Origin of the sequence: Burkholderia sp. Bp9015 (genome assembly GCF_003853505.1) — a bacterium.
In the GTDB taxonomy this organism is placed as follows: Bacteria; Pseudomonadota; Gammaproteobacteria; order Burkholderiales; family Burkholderiaceae; genus Burkholderia.
The window spans coordinates 21,559-34,965 of the sequence record NZ_QTPZ01000009.1; the positions used below are offsets into that span (position 1 = coordinate 21,559).

Sequence of the window (13,407 nt, forward strand, 5' to 3'; positions counted from 1 at the left end):
CGGACGGCGGGCCGTCGAGGTGCGGCGCCATAAACGCGACGCACGCGATGGAGGATCAGGACACGGGGTTCAGCATCGGGCGCGACGGGCCCGGCTCGCGCTTGCGGCTGCGGGGATGCGCGCCGCGACGCCGCCCCGAAGGCCGGGGGATTCGATCGTGCAGGCCGAGCACGCAACGTGTCGGCCCGCACGCCACTGCGACGTTTCGATCAGTACTGTGCCTGATCCGTCGGATTCCTGAACAGCTGCTTCATCTCCGGCGACAGCGGATAGTTGAGGCTCACACCCTTCGGCGGAATCGGCTGCATGAACCACTGGTCGTAGAGCTTCTCGGCCGCGCCCGAGGTCTGCAGCTTCGCGATCACGCCGTCGACCACGTGCTTGAACGCCGGATCGTCCTTGCGCATCATGCACGCGTAGTTCTCGTGGACGAGCGGCGTGCCCGCCACCGTGTACGCGCCCGGATTGCGGTCCTTCGCGATCTCGCCGTACAGCAGCGGCTCGTCCATCACGAACGCGACCGCGCGCCCGGTCGTGACGTTCATGAACGCTTCGGCATGGTCCTTCGCGCTGATGATCGTCATGTTCATCCCTTTCTCTTCGTTGAGCTTGCGCAGCAGCCGCTCGTCGGAGGTGCCGGCCGTCGTCGCGACCGTCTTGCCGGCCAGGTCCGGGAAGTCCTTCACGCCCGAATCCTTGCGCGTGCTGAAACGGATCCCGTACAAAAAGATGCTGTTCGAGAACGCAGCCTGCTTCTGGCGCTCCAGCGTGTTCGTCGTCGAGCCGCACTCGAAGTCGATCGTGCCGTTCTGCAGCAGCGGAATCCGGTTCTGCGACGTGATCGGGATTTCCTTCACCGTCAGGTTCGGCGTCTTCAACTCCGCCTTGAGCGCATCGATGATGCGCGCCGCGATGTCGCGCGAGTAACCGATGTTCTTCTGCTGGTTGTCCGAATACGAGAACGGCACCGACGATTCGCGGATACCGAGCGACACGACGCCCGTGTCCTTGATCTTCTTCAGCGTGCCGGTGAGCGCCTGCGCGTGCGCGGCGCCCGCCAGCGCGCAGGACAACGCGACAGCCAGCCAACGGAAGCGGTGATCCATGCTTTTCTCCTGACGAAACCTTGATCGAATCGCGATCCTACGCCCGAAAAATTCGCACCGCATCGGGGAAAGCGTCAAGCGCCCTTCGTCAAGGCCACACCACGCGCAATCGTTTCCGTGCCGCGCAAAAGCGCCCGCGCCGCATGTTTCGCCGGGTCGACCGCCTGCAATCTTGCACCTCATGAACAGATCACCCGTTCCAAACGCGCGTTCATGCTGCAACCCAGCAACGCAATCGTTTGCGCGTCGCATCTTTTTCACACAAAACATATTCAAGAAGCCGCCTCATCAGCCGTTACCCAATGCATGGCGTGTCGCAGGAACCCCGCGCGCGCCCGACAAAAATCAAGGTCCGGCTTAGGCCAGACCAGGCACCACCGCCGGCACGACGGTTATCTCCGAGGATCGACTTTCAACATGAAAGCCAAACGTTTCAATTTCGCGCTGGCCCGTTCGGCCCATGCGCGCATGCTCGCCGGCATGCTGTCCGCCGCCGCCCTGCTCCCGATCGCCGGCTGCGGCGGAGGCGGCGGCGACGGCAGCAACCCGTCGCCGACCAACACGGCACCGGCCCCGACCCCGGCCCCCGCGCCCGCTCCGACGACCCCGCCCACCAATTCCGGCAGCAACGCGTGTACGTCGCAGCAGGCCGCCACGCAAATGGCCGCCCAGACCACGCCCGACGAGCCGCCGGTCGATCACCTGATCGTCAGGCTGAAGACGCTGACGGCCACGAACGCAAGAGCGGCCATCGACGACGGCACGCGGCTCGACGCGGTGATCCAGCGTTCGATGACACGCTGGACGGCGCCGACGGCAACCGGCGCCGCGCGTGCGTATGCGGCCGCGCCGACGCCGCTGAACGTGCAGGTCGAGCGGACGGCCTCGAACGGCGCGGCCGTGCTGTCGCTTGGCCAGCGCGTCGCGGCCGCCGACGCGGCGGCGCTCGCGGAGGCCTTCGGCGCCGACGCCGACGTCGACTACGCTGAACCGGATCATCCGATGAAGGTCCGCGACACGCCGAGCGACCCGAGCTACGGCCAGCAGTGGTATCTGTCCGACCCGACCGCCGGCGCCGATCTGCCGCCTGCGTGGAACCAGACCAAAGGCTCGCCGACCGTCGTGACGGCCGTGCTCGACACCGGCTATCGGCCGCACCCCGACCTCGTCGGCAACCTGCTGCCCGGCTACAGCTTCATCACCAGCGTCAACACCAGCAACAACGGCCTGTCGCGCGGCCCCGACGCGAGCGACCCGGGCGACTGGGTCACGCAGCAGGAACTCGACAACGCGAGCGGCCCGTACTACCACTGCGAAAGCGAACCGAACACCAGCAGCTGGCACGGCACGCGCGTGATGGGCGTGATCGGCGCGACCGCCAACAACGGCATCGGCATCGCCGGCGTATCGTGGCTCGGCAAGATTCTGCCGGTTCGCGTGCTCGGCAAATGCGGCGGCGTGACGAGCGACATCGCCGACGCAATGCGCTGGGCGGCCGGCATTCCCGTCACCGGGGTGCCGAACAACCCGACGCCGGCGAAAATCATCAACCTCAGCCTCGGCGGCGTCGGCGCCTGCAGCAAGACGTTCCAGCAGGCGATCGACGACGTGAACGCGAAGGGCGTAACCGTCGTCGTCGCCGCCGGCAACGACGGTCTGTCGACCGGGCTCGACCAGCCCGCGAACTGCAGCGGCGTGATCAGCGTCGGCGCCAACGATGCAGCCGGCCGCCGCGCCTCGTTCAGCAACTTCGGCACCAACATCACGCTCAGCGCACCGGGCGTCAACATCCTGTCGACGGCCAACAGCGGCACGACGACTCCGGATGGCGACACCTACGGCCTGGCGAGCGGCACGAGCCTCGCGACGCCGCAGGTGACGGGCGTCGCCGCGCTGATGCTCGCGGTGAACGGCAACCTCACGCCCACGCAGATCCAGCAGAAGCTGAAAAGCGGTACGCACACGGCGAAGCTGGCGGCCAGTACGCCATGCACCGCGTTGCCGGCAGGCTCGGGCATTCTCGATGCAGGAACCGCGGTCGCGTCAGCCACGCAGTAAGCGGCCCGTTCTCGACGCATGCAGCCGCGCGCGGGCCGATATGGCCCGCGCGCGACTCGTGCGTTTTCTGCCGTCCGGCGTCCCGACTGTCCGGCATCGCGCCGATAACATTTCGCAAGCATCTTCCGACAAAAGGGTTGACGCTTCGCACAACGAGCCTTTACCATCGCCCCCGTCTGAATTACATGGAGTGTTCTGTGAACACCGATGCGAGTTGTAGTTGGTCCTCGACCAACTTGACTGCTGCCTGAGGAAACCGCGCAGAGCCTCGTCTTCTGCCGCATCCCGGGAAGCAGGATGCGGCGTCCTTCCGGCCTGACCGGCCAGAATCCCCCGCCGAATTTTTTCGATATCGCCGAATGTCCGCGCTGCGCAACCCTGCGTTGCAGCGTGCGTACGTTCGTGCTGCGCGCAGCGCAAGCTGCGTGCGTGTTCCGTTCGCGTGCCGTCCGGCCGCGCGCCCTCGTGCGTGCGCGGCTTCCGATCGCCCGTGCCGCCTACTCGCAACCGACAGGAGTGCAGATGAACTCGGACGACAGTAGTCGATTACCGCTCGCCGGTGCGACGCCGCGCATCGATCCTTCGGCCGCACTCCGCGCGCCGGCGAGCGTTCCCCCCTTCACCGATCCACAGCCGATCGCGCCTGACGCGATGCGGCGGGGAGCGCTCGTGCGTCGCTGACGTCACGGTCGCTCCCCGCCCGCCGCCTCGTGCGCAAGGAGCGACTCATGACACGACACAACACTTCGCAAACATCGCAAAAGAAACAGCGCGGCTTCATCAACGCCGGCCCCGGTCAGCAGAACGAACCGCGCAACATGCGCGCCGCGCAGGAAGCGGCCCGCCCGCTCGAAGAAACCTTCAAGTCGCTGCGCACCAGCACGCGCGGCCTCACCTACGACCAGGCCGCCGATCGCCTGCAGCACAATGGTCCGAACGAGATCGCGCACGACAAGCCGCCGCTCTGGACGCGCCAGCTGCTGCACGCGTTCCACAATCCGTTCGTCTACGTGCTGCTGGTGCTGGCCACGATCAGCTTCTGCACCGACGTCTACTTCGCGGCGCCCGGCGATCGCGACTTCGTCGGGATGACGATCCTGCTGACGATGGTCACGATCAGCGCGCTGCTGCGCTTCGTGCAGGAATTCCGGTCGCTGCGCGCGGCCGAAAAGCTCAAGGCGATGGTCCGCACGACGGCGACCGTGCAGCGCGCGTTGACCGACGTGTCCGAGCCCGCTCGCCGCGAGGTGCCGATGCGTGAAGTGGTGGTCGGCGACATCGTGCACCTGTCGGCCGGCGACATGATCCCCGCCGACGTGCGCCTGCTCGCGTCGCGCGACCTGTTCATCAGCCAGGCCGTGCTGACCGGCGAAGCGCTGCCGGTCGAGAAATACGACACGCTCGGCGCGGTCGCCGGCAAGTCGGCCGGCGCAGGCGCGACGGGCTCGTCCGCCGCCGCGAACGATGCGTCGAAGTCGCTGCTCGATCTCGAGAACGTGTGCTTCATGGGCACCAATGTGGTGAGCGGCACCGCGACGGCCGTGGTCGTCGCGACCGGCGAAGACACCTACTTCGGTTCGCTCGCACGCAACGTCGTGAGCCACAAGCGCATCGAGACCAGCTTCGACCGCGGCGTCGCGAGCGTGAGCTGGCTGCTGATCAGGTTCATGTTCGTGATGGTGCCGATCGTGTTCATGATCAACGGCCTGACCAAGGGCGACTGGCTGAGCGCGCTTACGTTCGCGCTCGCGGTGGCCGTCGGCCTCACGCCCGAGATGCTGCCGATGATCGTGAGCGCGAACCTCGCGCGCGGCGCGATCGCGATGGCGCGTCGCAAGGTCGTCGTGAAGAGGCTGAACTCGGTGCAGAACTTCGGCGCGATGGACGTGCTGTGCACCGACAAGACCGGCACGCTCACGCAGGACAAGATCATCCTCGAGCACCATCTCGACCTGTCCGGCCACAAGAACGAGGACATCCTGCGGCTCGGCTGGCTGAACAGCTTTCATCAGAGCGGCCAGAAGAACCTGATCGACATCGCGGTGGTCGCGCGCGCCGACGAGATCGGCGAGCGCGTGAAGCCGCACGGCTACAAGAAGATCGACGAGCTGCCATTCGACTTCGTGCGGCGCCGCCTGTCGGTCGTGGTCGAGGACACGCACGGCACGCACCAGCTGATCTGCAAGGGCGCGGTCGAGGAAATGCTCGCGGTGTCGACCCACGTGCAGGACGAGGACGGCGTACGTCCGCTCGATTTCGTCGCACGCAACCGGCTGCTCGAACAGGCGAACGCGTACAACGAGGACGGCTTCCGCGTGCTGGTGCTCGCGACGCGCACGATCCCGCGCGGCGACGAACTCGAACAATACCGCACCGCCGACGAGCGCGATCTCGTCGTGCGCGGCTTCCTGACCTTCCTCGATCCGCCGAAGGAATCGGCCGCGCCGGCGCTTGCCGCGCTGCGCGAGAACGGCGTGTCGGTGAAGGTGCTGACGGGCGACAACCCGACCGTCACGATGAAGGTCTGCCGCCAGGTCGGCCTCGAACCGGGCAAGCCGATGCTCGGCGCCGAAATCGAGGCGCTCGACGACGCGACGCTCGCCGAGGTCGTCGAACGCACGACGGTGTTCGCGAAGCTCACGCCGCTGCAGAAAGCGCGCATCGTGAAGGCGCTGCAGGCGAACGGCCACACGGTCGGCTTCCTCGGCGACGGCATCAACGACGCACCGGCGCTGCGCGACGCCGACGTCGGCATCTCGGTCGACAGCGGCGCCGACATCGCGAAGGAAACCGCCGACATCATCCTGCTCGAGAAGAGCCTGATGGTGCTCGAGGAAGGCGTGATCAAGGGCCGCGAGACGTTCGGCAACATACTGAAGTACCTGAACATGACCGCCAGCTCGAACTTCGGCAACGTGTTCTCGGTGCTCGTCGCCAGCGCGTTCCTGCCGTGGGAGCCGATGCTCGCGACCCAGCTGCTCGTGTTGAACCTGATCTACGACACGTCGCAGATGCTGCTGCCGTGGGACAAGATGGATCCCGAGTTCCTGAAGAAGCCGCGCAAGTGGGAAGCCGGCAACATCGGCCGCTTCATGCTGTGGGTCGGGCCGACGTCGTCGGTGTTCGACATCACGACCTACGTGCTGATGTGGACCGTGTTCGGCGCGGGCGCGATGTATCACCTGCACGGCGGTTCGGGCGGCCAGATCGTGATGAACTCGGGCTGGTTCATCGAGAGCCTCGTGTCGCAGACGCTCGTCGTGCACCTGCTGCGCACGCAGAAGATCCCGTTCCTGCAGAGCACGGCCGCGCTGCCGGTGCTGCTGTCGACGTTCACCGCGATCGCGATCGGCTGCTGGCTGCCGTTCTCGCCGTTCGCGGATTCGCTCGGCTTCATGCACCTGCCGGGCACCTACTGGCTGTGGCTCGCGGCGACGATGGTCGGCTACATCCTGCTCGCGCAGATCGTCAAGACGATCTATGTGCGTCGCTACAAGCAGTGGTTCTGATCGCCTCCGAAACGACGGCGTGCCGGCCCGCGCGGGCCGGCCGCCCACGACACGACAACGGTGACTTCATGAAAAGAATGCTTTCTCTCGCGGCCGCGAGCGCCCTGCTCGCGCCGTTGTACGCGTACGCAGCCCATCCGCTCGTCAGCGACGACACGGGTACGCAGGGCAACGCGAACTGGCAGTTCGAGTTCAACGGCGAGCAAACCTCGAAGCAGGACGAAAACGGCCGCCATCAATTGTGGAACGCGACACTCACGCGTGGGTTCGGCGAGCACGTCGATCTCTACGTGAACGCGCCTTACACGCATCTGCAAACGCGCACCGACGACCACGGCGCAGGCATCGGCGATGTCGAGATCGGCATGAAGTGGCGCTTCGTCGAACGCGGGCCGCTGTCGCTTGCGCTGAAACCGCAGGTGACGATGCCGACCGGCAACGACGATCGCGGGCTCGGCACAGGCCGCGTCGGCACCGGCGCCACGCTGCTCGCGCAAGCCGACGTCGCGCGCTTCTCGCTGCTCGCGAATGCGGGCCTCGCGTACCAGCCGAACCGCCAGGGCGACCTGCGCTCGGTCTGGGCCGTGTCGGCCGCGGCGCTTTACAAGGCGACCGACAAGGTGCAGCTCGTGGCCGACATCGGCCTGTCGCGCAACACCGAGAGCACGGCCGGCGCGAATCCGGCGTTCGTGATCGCGGGCGCGATCTACTCGCCGAAGCCCTGGCTCGATCTCGACGTCGGCTACCGGCATGGGCTGAACGACCAGACCTACCGTCATTCCGTCATGGGTGGGGTGACGGCGCGGTGGTGATGTTGCATGTCGAACCGCAATATGACGGGTCGCCTTCGGGCGACCCGTTTTTTCATCTGCGGTCGTTCCCACCGAACAGTTGCGCGCACACGGCGCGCCCCTCTTCGGTCAAGGCGGCGCTGCCGGTGCCGTCGTCGTTCAGCGTCGTCGCGCTCAGGCCGGCGGCGTCGAGTTGCGTCAGCACGCGGCGCAGCGTGCTCATCGGCAATTGCGTGCGCTTCGCGATCTTCGGCAGCGACCACGTTTTGCCGGACGGATCGGTCGCGGCTTCATGCAGCGTCGCGAGCGTCGCAACGAGTGCGGGATCGAGCGGGGAGTCGTCGGGTTCTGAAGTCATCGGGTCGGGTTCGTGAGCCGGCGCCGGGCCGGCATTCGGGCGGAAGGCGATCGCGGACACTATACGCCCGGTCACGCGCCCTTGATCGAGGCGCGCATGAACGACACGAAACGCGTGGTCACGGGATCGTCGCGGCCGGACAGCCACGCGAGCCCGACGCGCCATTTCGCGTCCCTGCCGGCGAGCGGCAACACGGTCGCGTCGCGCAGCAGGTACTGCGCGTGCGACGGAATGAACGCGACGCCGACCCCGGCCGCGACCGACGTGAGCACCGATTGCACGTCCTCCGCCTGCTGCGTGACCTGCGGCACGAAGTGCCGCCCGACGCACCACCGGTCGATCTGCGCGGCGAGCCCGGGGCCGCGTGCGCGCTGCAGCGCGATGAAGCCGATCTCGTTGAGCACGTCGAGATCGGCCGGCACGCGCTTGAAGCCGAGGTACGGCGGCACCGCGAGCGCGAGCGCCTCGTCGATCACCTTGAACGACGACAACCCTTCATCCGACGGCAAACGCAGGAACCCCGCGTCGAGCTTGCCCGCGCGCATCCGGCGGGTTTGCTCGGACGACGACAGGTCGCTCAACGTGACCGCGACACCCGGATTGCGGCGCCGGAATTCCGCGACGAGTTTCGGCACGAGCGTCAGCACGGACAGGCAGATGCCGAGCCGCAGATGGCCGCGCTGCCCGCTGGTCGCCTCCCGTGCACGCGCGAGGATTTCGTCGGCATCGCGCACGAGCGCCTGCGCGTCGGGCAGGAAGCGTTCACCGAACGGCGTCAGCTCCGCGCCATGCCTGCCACGTTCGAACAGCTTGCCGCCGAGGCTCGCCTCGAGCGCGCCGATCTGCTTGCTAAGCGCCGGCTGGCTCATGTGCAGCGTGTCGGCCGCGCGGCTGAAATGGCTGAGTTCGGTGACCGTCAGGAAGGTTCGGAGCAGTTTCAATTCCATTCTTTTAAGGAATCGTAGCGATCGAAACATTCATTTTACTGATCGAACCGCGTGGCGTTCAATACGGGCATGCCCTTCGCGGAATTCACTGTCATGCCTGTTGATCATCTAGCCGAGTGCCTGACCGATATGTCGTGCGATACGGTCGTCGCCGACACGGGCGGTGTCGAGCCCGACACGCCGATGCCCGAGCGTCGTACCGCACGCTCCGACGGACGCGGCCGCCGCTTCCGCTTCGGCGATGCGCTGGACGACACGCCACCGCGTGTCGTCACCGGTTCGATCGCGATCAGCTTCGCGGTCGTGTCGCGGCGGAACTGGCCGCGCTGATTCGACGCAGCGGGCGCCTTTTGCCCGCCGCACGCGTTCGGCGCTTCACAAAAGCCTCGACATTCCGCCCGGATCGCACACGATTGCGCGCACATCCATCGTCATCGCCACACAATCGACCTTATAATTTCCCGCACCCGCTGACCGCCCACGCATTTCGCGCCGCCGCAACGCGCGTGAAAAGGAGACTCTCGCTTGACCGGACTCATCGCGCGCCTGCCTCGTGCCCGGACCACCCTGCTCATCGCCCTCTCGTTCCTGACACTTGCGTTCGCAACGAACGCGTCGGCGCAGCGTGCGCAGCCGCATCGCACGGCGACGCCCCATGCGCATGCGAAAGTCGTCAAGAAACAACCCGCCCACCGCAAGCACAAGGCCGTCAAGCACCGCCGCCCGCGCGTGACGCATCATGCAGTCAAGCGTCACGCGGCGCCCGCACCGCAGCACCGGCGCGCGAAACGCACGAACGCGGTTCGCCCGCGCCCCGCCGCGCAGCCGCGCCTGCTCGCGAGCTGCGGCTACAGCCCGCGAGCGGTGAGCTCGCTACATTCGCGCGCGGCCTACGTGCTCGACGTCGACTCCGGCACACCACTGCTCGCCCGCAACGCACGCACGGTGCGGCCGATCGCGTCGATCTCGAAGCTGATGACCGCCGTCGTCGCACGCGACGCGGACCGGCCGATGAACGGCGTGCTGCGCGTCACCTCTCGCGATCGCGACACGATCAAGTTCACCGGTTCGCGGCTGCCGATCGGCGCCGAACTGTCGCGCCGCCAGATGTTCCATATCGCGCTGATGTCGTCGGAAAATCGCGCGGCCGCCGCGCTGAGCCGCGACTATCCGGGCGGCCGTGCCGCGTTCGTTAAGGCGATGAACCGCGAGGCGCGCCGGCTCGGGATGCGCGATACGCATTTCCGCGAACCGACCGGCCTGTCGCCGCACAACGTGTCGACCGCCGAGGATCTCGCGCGGCTCGTCGGCGCGGCCGCGCAGGATCCGCTGATCCGCTATTTCTCGACGGACACGTCGACCACCGTGCAGGCCGGCGACGGCGAGCTGCTGTACGTGAACTCCGATCCGCTCGTGCGTAACGGTCGCCTGCCGATCCGACTGCAGAAAACCGGCTTCATCAACGAATCTGGGCACGGCGTCGTGATGCGCATGCGCGTGAAGGGCCGCCGCGAAACGGTCGTGCTGCTCGGCGCACCGACGCGCGCCGGCGTGTCGAGCGATGCGCTGAAGATCCATCGCTGGCTGACCTGCTCGATCCGGTAAACGCGACGCGCGCGGCCGGCACATTCATCCACGAAGGAGCGATGCCATGCAGGACGAGTACCGTTTCAACGCGTTCGGACGCCTGCTCGCCGTCGTGCGGACGAACGGCCGCTGGGCGGTGTTCGATCTCGGCACCGAAGGCAAGCGGCGACCGGCCAACCTGCATGTTCCGTCCGCGCTCGCCGCGGACGAACTCGCGCAATATCTCGGCGACCTGCTGCACGAAAATGCGTCGCCGAAGTACAACGACGTCGTGCCGGTTCCGTTGCCGCGCCGCGCGTAGCGTCCGGCCGCACACTGCCCACAGTCCGACAATCGGCGGTTGCCGAGCCGCCGCCCGCTGTTCCTCTCCCGGCCTCGCCGGCGCATCGTGCGTCGGTGCGCGGTGCGTCGTACGTCATGCGCCGTGCATCGCGAACGCCCGCCAAACTAGACAGTTAAACTTGCAAGTTTAACTGTCGTGTTCTATGATCCGCCGCATGACTCCGCCACGCACACCCCGCATTTCCGCCGACACCGTCGCCGCCGACTTGACCCTCGCGGTCGGCCAGCTGATTCGACGGCTGCGCGCCGAGATCGAATCCGAAGGGCTCGGCATGTCGCAGACGAGTGCGCTCGCGCGGCTCGAACGACAGGGCCCCATGACGACCGCCGACCTCGCGCGCGCCGAGGCGATGAAGCCGCAGTCGATGAAGGCGATTCTCGCGGGTCTCGAGGAAGACGGGCTCGTCGAACGCGAGCCGCATCCGACCGACGGCCGCCAGATCCTGTTCCTGCTGACCGCGGCCGGCCTGGCGGCACGGCGCAAGCGCAACACCGCGAAGCACAAGTGGCTTGGCGCCGCGATCGAGAAGCTCGACGCCGAAGACATCCGCACACTCGCCGCCGCGATTCCGCTGATCCGGCGCATCGGCGAGCAGTGATCCTGCGTGCGTGCCGCGCGGCATTCGTACGGCACGTGCCCCTTCTCCCCATGCACGGAGCATCCGCATCATGAGCACAACCCGTCTCGACACGCATACGGCACTCGTCGTCATCGACCTGCAAAAGGGCATCGTCGCGCTGCCCACCGCCCACCCGGTCGCACCGGTGATCGAGCGCACGCGCGAACTGCTCGACGCCTTCCGCAGCCGCGGCCTGCCGGTCGTGCTTGTCAACGTCGCCGGCGGCGCACCGGGCCGGACACAACTGCCGCCGCGCAAGGATCCGTTCCCGGCCGACTGGGCCGAGCTCCTGCCCGAACTGAACCGCCAGCCGGGCGACCACGCCGTGACGAAGAAGACCTGGGGCGCATTCACCGGCACCGATCTCGACGCGTACCTGAAGGCGGCCGGCGTCACGCAGATCGTGCTGGCCGGCATCGCGACGAGCATCGGCGTCGAATCGACGGCCCGACAGGCGCACGAACTCGGCTATAACGTGACGCTCGCGGTCGATGCGATGACCGACCTCAACGCGGACGCGCACACGAACAGCGTCGAACGGCTGTTCCCGCGTCTCGGCGAGACGGGCTCGACGCACGAGATCGTCGCGCTGCTCGACCGCCGCGGCGCGTGAACGACCCACGCGCGCGGCCGGCGCCGGGCCGTGCGGCCGAACGGCTCGGTCCGTCGATCTGGAAAGTCAGCGCGGTCGCGACGCTCGGCTCGCTGCTGTCGCAACTCGACGCGACGATCGTCAACGTCTCGCTGTCGAGCCTCGCGACCGACCTGCACGCGAGCCTGTCGACGATCCAGTGGGTGACGAGCGGCTACCTGCTCGCGCTCACGCTGGTGTTGCCGCTGAACGGCTGGCTGGTCGATCGCATCGGCGCGAAGGCGCTGTACCTGTGGTGTTTCTCAGCGTTCACGCTGACGTCGGCGCTGTGCGGGCTCGCGTGGTCCGCGCCGTCGCTGATCGCGTTCCGCGTGCTGCAAGGCGTCAGCGGCGGGCTGCTCGCGCCGATGGCGCAGATGATGATCGCGCGCGTGGCCGGCCAGCAGATGGCGCGCGTGATCGGCTATGCGGCGGTACCCGTGCTGATCGCACCGATCCTGGGGCCGGTCGTCGCCGGTACGATCCTGCAGTACGCGTCGTGGCGCTGGCTGTTTCTCGTGAACCTGCCGGTCGGCGCGCTGGCGCTGGCACTGGCCGTGTGGTTCCTGCCCGGCGACCGCGAGGAAACGCAGCAGCGCGAACTCGACTGGGTCGGCCTCGCGCTGCTGTCGCCGGCGCTCGTTCTGTTCCTGTATGGCGCGGAGCGCATCGACGCGGTACCCGGCATCGCCGCGATCGCGGGCTCGGTGCTGCTGCTCGCCGCGTTCCTGCGCGTCCAGCTGCGCAAAGGCGAGCGGGCGCTGATCGACCTCGCACTGTTTCGCTCGCGCGTGTTCGGCGCGGCGGCGGCCACGCAGTTTCTGTCGAACGGCGCGATCTACGCGGGCCAGATGCTGATTCCGGTGTTCCTGATCGAGGCGTGCGGCCGCTCGCCCGGCGAGATGGGCTGGCTGCTGGCGCCGCTCGGGCTCGGCATGCTCGTCACCTATCCGTCGATGGGCGCGCTGACCAGCCGGTTCGGCGTGCGCCGGCTGGCCGCCGCCGGCGCGCTGCTCGCGCTCGCCGCGACGCTGCCGTTCGTGTATCTCGCGCTGGCCGGCTACGATCCCGCCGTGCTGGTGCCCGCGCTGATTCTGCGCGGGATGGGCCAGAGCGCGATCGGCGCGCCGTCGATTTCCGCCGCGTATGCGTCGGTCGAGCGGCACAACCTGCCGATGGCGACGACGTCGCTCAATATCGTCCAGCGCCTCGGTGGCCCGACGTTCACGACGATGTGCACGCTGTTTCTCGCGTGGCGGCTGCAGGCCGAATCCGCGTCGACGGGCGGCACGCACGGGGCCGCCTACGCGTGGACGTTCGGCCTGCTTTGCGCACTGCATGCGGCGAGCTTCGCGACGACACTGCGGCTGCCGCGATGGTCGAGCGGCGCGGGCGGACGGCCCGCGGGGGCCGCGCGGGACGGTTCGCGCTGAGTGTCGGGGCTGCGCCGTGCGCGCA

Annotated in this window: 13 protein-coding genes; 10 read left to right on the forward strand and 3 right to left on the reverse strand. The window is 67.6% G+C overall.

What is annotated here, in order from left to right:
• Nucleotides 1-209 precede the first annotated feature (209 nt).
• Complete coding sequence (locus DIE12_RS11980) at nucleotides 210-1,106, reverse strand: glutamate/aspartate ABC transporter substrate-binding protein (protein WP_124523952.1); 897 nt, start codon at nucleotides 1,104-1,106, stop codon at nucleotides 210-212.
• A 417-nt stretch (nucleotides 1,107-1,523) separates the two neighbouring features.
• Between DIE12_RS11980 and DIE12_RS11985 the strand changes: the two genes are divergently transcribed.
• The 4 genes from DIE12_RS11985 (at nucleotide 1,524) to DIE12_RS12000 (ending at nucleotide 7,485) form a co-directional block, all read left to right on the forward strand.
• Nucleotides 1,524-3,164, forward strand: a complete 1,641-nt coding sequence (locus DIE12_RS11985) for a S8 family peptidase (RefSeq protein ID WP_124523950.1) — start codon at nucleotides 1,524-1,526, stop codon at nucleotides 3,162-3,164.
• Between the two features lie 297 nt (nucleotides 3,165-3,461).
• Nucleotides 3,462-3,845, forward strand: a complete 384-nt coding sequence (locus DIE12_RS11990) for a hypothetical protein (RefSeq protein ID WP_185500301.1) — start codon at nucleotides 3,462-3,464, stop codon at nucleotides 3,843-3,845.
• Nucleotides 3,846-3,892: 47 nt separating this feature from the next.
• Complete coding sequence (mgtA, locus tag DIE12_RS11995; protein WP_124520662.1) at nucleotides 3,893-6,673, forward strand: magnesium-translocating P-type ATPase; 2,781 nt, start codon at nucleotides 3,893-3,895, stop codon at nucleotides 6,671-6,673.
• A 68-nt stretch (nucleotides 6,674-6,741) separates the two neighbouring features.
• Nucleotides 6,742-7,485, forward strand: a complete 744-nt coding sequence (locus DIE12_RS12000) for a transporter (protein ID WP_124489633.1) — start codon at nucleotides 6,742-6,744, stop codon at nucleotides 7,483-7,485.
• A gap of 52 nt (nucleotides 7,486-7,537) precedes the next feature.
• Here the strand turns inward: DIE12_RS12000 and DIE12_RS12005 are convergent, their stop codons facing one another.
• Both DIE12_RS12005 and DIE12_RS12010 read right to left on the reverse strand, forming a co-directional pair.
• Nucleotides 7,538-7,822: a transcriptional regulator gene (locus tag DIE12_RS12005; RefSeq protein ID WP_124520664.1), complete on the reverse strand. Its 285-nt coding sequence runs from the start codon at nucleotides 7,820-7,822 to the stop codon at nucleotides 7,538-7,540.
• A gap of 71 nt (nucleotides 7,823-7,893) precedes the next feature.
• Entirely contained in the window at nucleotides 7,894-8,769 is an 876-nt protein-coding gene (locus DIE12_RS12010) for a LysR family transcriptional regulator (protein ID WP_124520666.1), read from the reverse strand.
• A gap of 93 nt (nucleotides 8,770-8,862) precedes the next feature.
• Here DIE12_RS12010 and DIE12_RS12015 point away from each other — a divergent pair, with 93 nt between their 5' ends.
• From DIE12_RS12015 to DIE12_RS12040, 6 genes are all read left to right on the forward strand, one after another.
• Nucleotides 8,863-9,099, forward strand: a complete 237-nt coding sequence (locus tag DIE12_RS12015; protein WP_185500292.1) for a hypothetical protein — start codon at nucleotides 8,863-8,865, stop codon at nucleotides 9,097-9,099.
• Nucleotides 9,100-9,294: 195 nt separating this feature from the next.
• Nucleotides 9,295-10,374, forward strand: coding sequence for a serine hydrolase (locus DIE12_RS12020; RefSeq protein ID WP_124520670.1), 1,080 nt, complete (start codon nucleotides 9,295-9,297; stop codon nucleotides 10,372-10,374).
• 46 nt (nucleotides 10,375-10,420) lie between these two features.
• Nucleotides 10,421-10,657, forward strand: a complete 237-nt coding sequence (locus DIE12_RS12025) for a hypothetical protein (protein WP_044843266.1) — start codon at nucleotides 10,421-10,423, stop codon at nucleotides 10,655-10,657.
• 184 nt (nucleotides 10,658-10,841) lie between these two features.
• On the forward strand, nucleotides 10,842-11,297 hold the full coding sequence (locus DIE12_RS12030) for a MarR family winged helix-turn-helix transcriptional regulator (RefSeq protein WP_124489628.1): 456 nt from the start codon (nucleotides 10,842-10,844) through the stop codon (nucleotides 11,295-11,297).
• Nucleotides 11,298-11,367: 70 nt separating this feature from the next.
• Nucleotides 11,368-11,931 carry a cysteine hydrolase gene (locus DIE12_RS12035; protein ID WP_124520672.1) on the forward strand — a complete coding sequence of 188 codons (564 nt, stop codon included), beginning with the start codon at nucleotides 11,368-11,370 and terminating at the stop codon, nucleotides 11,929-11,931.
• Complete coding sequence (locus DIE12_RS12040) at nucleotides 11,928-13,382, forward strand: DHA2 family efflux MFS transporter permease subunit (protein WP_124520674.1); 1,455 nt, start codon at nucleotides 11,928-11,930, stop codon at nucleotides 13,380-13,382. Before DIE12_RS12035 ends, DIE12_RS12040 begins: the two co-directional genes overlap by 4 nt.
• Nucleotides 13,383-13,407 lie beyond the last annotated feature (25 nt).